The 4,995-nt window shown below is 63.8% G+C and carries 5 protein-coding genes; 1 reads left to right on the top strand and 4 read right to left on the bottom strand.

Going from position 1 to position 4,995, the window contains the following annotated elements:
• Window positions 1-319 precede the first annotated feature (319 nt).
• Together ACIQ2A_RS25475 and ACIQ2A_RS25470 are read right to left on the bottom strand one after the other, a co-directional pair.
• Window positions 320-622, bottom strand: coding sequence for a hypothetical protein (locus tag ACIQ2A_RS25475; protein WP_398484782.1), 303 nt, complete (start codon window positions 620-622; stop codon window positions 320-322).
• Complete coding sequence (locus ACIQ2A_RS25470) at window positions 619-1,938, bottom strand: HdeD family acid-resistance protein (protein ID WP_398484780.1); 1,320 nt, start codon at window positions 1,936-1,938, stop codon at window positions 619-621. Before ACIQ2A_RS25470 ends, ACIQ2A_RS25475 begins: the two co-directional genes overlap by 4 nt.
• Before the next feature lie 207 nt (window positions 1,939-2,145).
• Here ACIQ2A_RS25470 and ACIQ2A_RS25465 point away from each other — a divergent pair, with 207 nt between their 5' ends.
• The gene (locus tag ACIQ2A_RS25465) at window positions 2,146-3,297 is read left to right on the top strand and encodes an MFS transporter (RefSeq protein ID WP_398484778.1); all 1,152 of its coding nucleotides are present in this window, start codon (window positions 2,146-2,148) and stop codon (window positions 3,295-3,297) included.
• 148 nt (window positions 3,298-3,445) lie between these two features.
• On the opposite strand, the gene ACIQ2A_RS25460 is transcribed toward ACIQ2A_RS25465, so the two are convergent.
• Both ACIQ2A_RS25460 and ACIQ2A_RS25455 read right to left on the bottom strand, forming a co-directional pair.
• Window positions 3,446-3,997, bottom strand: coding sequence for an SGNH/GDSL hydrolase family protein (locus tag ACIQ2A_RS25460; RefSeq protein ID WP_398484775.1), 552 nt, complete (start codon window positions 3,995-3,997; stop codon window positions 3,446-3,448).
• Between the two features lie 144 nt (window positions 3,998-4,141).
• Window positions 4,142-4,995, bottom strand: an 854-nt coding sequence (locus ACIQ2A_RS25455) for an acyltransferase family protein (protein WP_398484773.1), incomplete at its 5' end; no start/stop codon positions are given.

Raw genomic sequence — 4,995 nt, 5'->3', positions numbered from 1 at the left:
GAAGTCTGAAGGGGTCGGCTTTGGTAGTTCGACCGAGTTGCTATTCGCGCGGTGATTTGTCGTCACTGTATAGCTCGTTCATCGCTGCGTGATGAACTAAGGCCAGTGAAATCAAGGGTGGCTCAGACACGGATCATTTGTGCCATTTTGTTTCTTCCCTGAGTTTCGTTGCCGTCTAGCAAACACAGGATGGCGGGGAGGGCAAGTGGGGCTGGCGCGGCGTCCGTAGGATGGGGTTGAGCGCAGCGAAAACCCATCATCCCGTGAATGCCGCAGGCTCTGCCGATAGGTTATCGCTCCGGCGTTGTCGCGCCTGCGCTCAACCCATCCTACGGGCTCTGAGCGCCAGAACAATCGCCACAGCCAGCCACACCAGCAGCGCAACAGCGCCGATCGGAACGGTCATCAAAGCGAGCCAGCCGGCCACGAACATGAAGGCAAGCAGACCGCCCACATCGACGCCGATGATCTCGCAGGGATGCGCACGCGCTTCGTTGAGCTGACAATCGCCCAGCGCGGCGATCCCGCTGGATGCCATGACCGAAATGATCGGCAGCAAGGCGAACAGCACGATGGCGACCAGGATCCAGGCCATGCCTCGGGGCGACAGGATGCGTTTCATTTCCAGGCCGGGCGTGAATGCGCCAGTGCCGCACGGCGGAACACCAGGCGACGCAGGCGCTTGTGGCGTGTCTCGCTGCTTGCGGGCAAGGGCTCGACCACCACATGCAACAGGCGCGCATAATCGAGCACGAGGCCCGGCGTCCATGCCATGGCTTCCGCGCGCCGCCGCAGCACGCCCGCGATCCAGAGCTCGGGTGTCGTGATCGCGCGGAAGAAGGCGCGCCAGGGGCGCTCGGTCTGGCCCAGCACACCCTCCAGTGCGGCATCGAGCGCATTGACGACGGCGCTCGAACAATTCCGGCTGGTGAGATTATACGCGGTGTCGCTGCGATAGGCCCGCCAGAAGTGGCGCACACGCAGGCGATCGATACGCGTGAATCGGATGTGCTCGGTGGCCTCGCACCAGCCTGCGGCTTCCTCGGCATAGCTCGGCAGGAAGCGGCCGGGAATGTCGTTGTCCACGCTGGCGCGCAGCACGCGCCGAAATTCTTCCGGCGAGCGATCGATTTCGACCGCGGGGTAGTGGCTGATATAAACGTTGGGCGCGAGTTCGAGCGCAGCGTGGCCGGTGGAGATCCGGCCTTTGTGATCGACGGCAGCAATGTAGCGATCAATCAGCGGACGCTGGCGCGCGTTGCGCCGGCGCCCGGTTGGCGTCCAGACATGGACGACCAAATCGTCATGCCCGGCATCGTCGGGCGTCGCGGGCACCCACAATGCGGCAGGGAATGTGCCGCCGATCAACATCGAGATCGGCGCATCCGGCGGCAGCTTGCGTAGCCGATTGGCGAGCATGATGGTGCCCCAGCCGGAGATGATCAGCAGCGCGCCGACATTGAAGCCGATCGTGCCTTCATACCAGGTGGGCCACGGCTCCAGCGTGATGATGGCAAGGATGATTTCGATCACGCCGGCGACCAGGGCCATCCGCCAGTTGTCGAACCGGACCACCCACGCGCTGGCGATGCGCAACGTGCCGTCGCACAGCATGACGCCACCAAGCAGCATGGCGATCAGCATGTTGGAATGGCGCGGCTGCGCGATGATGATCACGGCGGGAAGCAGAAGGATGACCGCCTTGGCGAGCTGCGAGACGCGGCGTTGCGTCGCGAGCAGGCCGGCGAGCAAAGTGATGACGCCTTCGAGCAGCAGCAGATAGCCAAAGTAATGCGGCCGGATCAGCGTCGCGCCATCGAGCGCGTCCAGCACTGTGAACAGGCCGAGCGACGCCCAGACAGCGCCGATCGCCATCAGGACGCGCCAGCGCCGCTGCACCACTTCGGCGCCGAGCAGGAGGAGCAGGAGTCGGATCATAAACGGTCTCGGTCTAAGCCGTCATTGCGAGGAGCCGCTTGGCGACGAAGCAATCCAGAGCCACACGAAGAAAGAACTGGATTGCTTCGTCGCTACGCTCCTCGCAATGACGGATTCTGGCTCTCATCGATCGCCAAGCCTAGCCGAGGGATGTTTAACTTTTCCATGCCAGTGATACCGCGATTTTGCAGAGCGGACAGGCGGTTCATGGCGTCCATCGGTTCCAATTTATGGTCGCGCGCGGCGGTGATTACCGCAGCCATGATCTTCGGCCTGACCTACAGCCTGAGCGCGGCGTTGCTGGCACTCGATCTCTCCGAACGCGGGCATTCCGACGGCTTCATCGGTGCCAATGCGGCGATGCATGCCGTCGGTGTTCTGGCCATGGCCTTTGCGCTGCCACGCATGGTCGGCGGCATCGGCGCGAGGCGGATGGTGCTGGTGGCGCTGGTGATCGCGGCCGTGGTACTCGTACTGTTTCCCGCCATGCCGTCGATCTGGCTCTGGTTCCCGTTGCGTATCGTGCTCGGTGCGGCCTCCGAGACCTTGTTCGTGATGTCGGAGACCTGGCTCAACAGCCTCAGCACCGACGCGACGCGCGCGCGTGCGATGGCGGCCTATACCGCGGCACTCTCGCTCGGCTTCGCATTGGGGCCGTTTCTGTTGTCGCTGATCGGCACGGATGGTGCGACGGCCTATTGGGTCGGCGCAGCGTTTGCGCTTGCGGCGGCGGCTTGCCTCGCCATGCCGGGGATCAGCGAGCCCAGCTTCGACAAAAGCGGTCATAGCAATCCGCTCGGCTTCGTCGCGCTCGCACCGATCGCGATGGCTGCGACGGTGCTGCACGCATCCGTGGAGAGCAGTGGCTTGTCCTTCCTCGCGCTTTATGCGCAGTCGCTCGGCTGGAAGGAAGGCGATGCGACGCAGCTGATGTCCTGTATGATGGTCGGTGCCATCCTGTTGCAACTGCCGATCGGCTGGCTCGGCGACAAGATGGATCGCCGCAAGCTGATCATCGCGCTCGCTGCGATCGCGGTGGTCGGCGCGCTGGTCTGGCCGCAAGCGCTGCGGTCGCCATGGACGACCTACCCGCTGTTGTTCGTGTGGGGCGGCGTGTTCGTTGGCATCTATACGATCATGCTCACCATTGTCGGCAGCCGTTTCGCGGGCAGCCGGCTGGTCGGCATCTATGCGGCGATGGGCTTGATGTGGGGCGTCGGCGCGCTGATCGGTCCGGTGGGTGCGGGCGCGGCGATGCAGTGGCTCAGCCACGGCCTGCCGCTGTTCGTGGCCTTTGCCTGCGGCTGTTTCCTGCTCGCGGCTCTATGGCAGACGCTGCGCGGCGGCGAGGCGACGTAGTAGGGCGCTGCACACACTCTCTCACCCTCATCCTGAGGAGCCGCGCAGCGGCGTCTCGAAGGATGGCCGCAACGTCGGGGGCTTGCCAACTCATGGTTCGAGACGCGCGCAGGGGCGCGCTCCTCACCATGAGGGGGCAGAGCTGTCGTCAGCGGCAGTTCAACGCGCGCTCGATGCTGCCGATGATTGCTTTGGACCAGATCGCGTAGCCCTGATCGCTGAGATGAATGCCGTCAGATGTATTGTTGTCTTGCGCGAAGAGCACGTCGAGATCGATCCGGGCCGTCGTGCCTGGAGTGGTCCGGATCGTGTGATTGATCGGGGCCACATATTGGGGATCGTAATTGGTGGCAAACGCGCCGTCCTTGATGCCGGTGAGCGTCGCCACCACCACGGGCGCCAGCTTGGACAAGCGCTGCACCACCATCCGATAGTTCTGGTCGAATGTCGCGCCGACATCGGCGCGCGTCGTTCGCCAGGCATCGTTGATGCCGACGGCCAGCACGATCAGCCTCGGCTGCGTGGTGCCCAGCAGCGCGCCGGCGTGCTCCGCAAAATAAGCGATGGTCGCGCCGCCGACGCCGGCATTGATCAGCCTGTGGCCGCAGACGTCGGGCGGCAGCGGTGCGTCCTGCACGATGCTGTCGCCAAACACGACGATGGCACGGTCGCCGGCCTTCGCGATCTCGGTGCGGATCATAGCGTATCGCTGCGGGTCGGCCTGAGGTCCTTGCACTTTAACAAACATCCCCACCACAGTGGATGGAAGCTGTGGCCACGCAATGCACGCCATTGCGACGGCGAAGGCCGCAATGATCGTCGCCCATGTCCGGTTCATCGCAGCCTATCCCGAGCGCGTTTGCACGGCCATGGAGGCATCAGGCTGTCGCATGCCCGACACGCGTGCCAGCAGGCGCCGTCGCAGGGCATTCATGGCGGGGCGTTCGAACAGGATGAACGACCACAGCGAGAGCATGATCAGGACGATCATGAACACCAGCAGCGTGACCGGCGACAGATAGTCGATCTGCCATCCCTGCCAGGCGGCGAGGGTGACGATGGCGAGCTGCAGTGGAAAGTGCAGCAGGTAGGACGAATACGAAATGTTGCCAAGCCATTCCAGTCGCGAGGTGATGGGGAGCAACACATCCTCGTAGATCACCAGCGCGATGATCAGGCCGGGAAACACAAAGGTGAATGCGATGAACTCCGCCAGGGTGCCGTGCGGTGCGATCAGGCGCGCGACGATCACGCAGGCCACGGTCGCGGGGAGATAGAACCACGCGGCGCGCGGCAGCCCGATGGGCGATTGCCAGTGCCGGATAAGCTCCGCGCAGAGGCCGCCGAGGAAGAAGCTCAGCACGCCCCGGACCAATGGTGCGTCGGGATTCAGCAGGAACGGCGCCAGCGCGCAAATCGCGGCCACCACCGGCAGCCGCGCGAGCTTCAGCTTCGCCAGCGCGAAGAAGATGCCATACAGCATCACCTCGACGATCACCGACCATGAGGGCCCGTTGAAGGTGAAGGAATGACCGGACCATGCGGTGGTCAGCAGCAGTTGCTGGACGAATTGCGTGGCGGAATCGCTGGGGAAGACGAAGTCGCTGCCCGTGAGCCCACGGGTGAAAACCTGCGTGACGGCGACGAAAACCAGCGTGGTGAAATAGAGCGGATAAAGCCGCGAGAAACGCAGGATGG

The organism is Tardiphaga sp. (assembly GCF_044336785.1).
Lineage (GTDB): Bacteria > Pseudomonadota > Alphaproteobacteria > Rhizobiales > Xanthobacteraceae > Tardiphaga.
This window is presented reverse-complemented; position numbering and strand designations above follow the sequence as displayed.

Coding starts and splice junctions, on each gene's coding strand:
- ACIQ2A_RS25475 (WP_398484782.1), bottom strand. CDS start 622: ATGAAACGCATCCTGTCGCCCCGAGGCATGGCCTGGATCCTGGTCGCC.
- ACIQ2A_RS25470 (WP_398484780.1), bottom strand. CDS start 1,938: ATGATCCGACTCCTGCTCCTCCTGCTCGGCGCCGAAGTGGTGCAGCGG.
- ACIQ2A_RS25465 (WP_398484778.1), top strand. CDS start 2,146: ATGGCGTCCATCGGTTCCAATTTATGGTCGCGCGCGGCGGTGATTACC.
- ACIQ2A_RS25460 (WP_398484775.1), bottom strand. CDS start 3,997: ATGATCCGCACCGAGATCGCGAAGGCCGGCGACCGTGCCATCGTCGTG.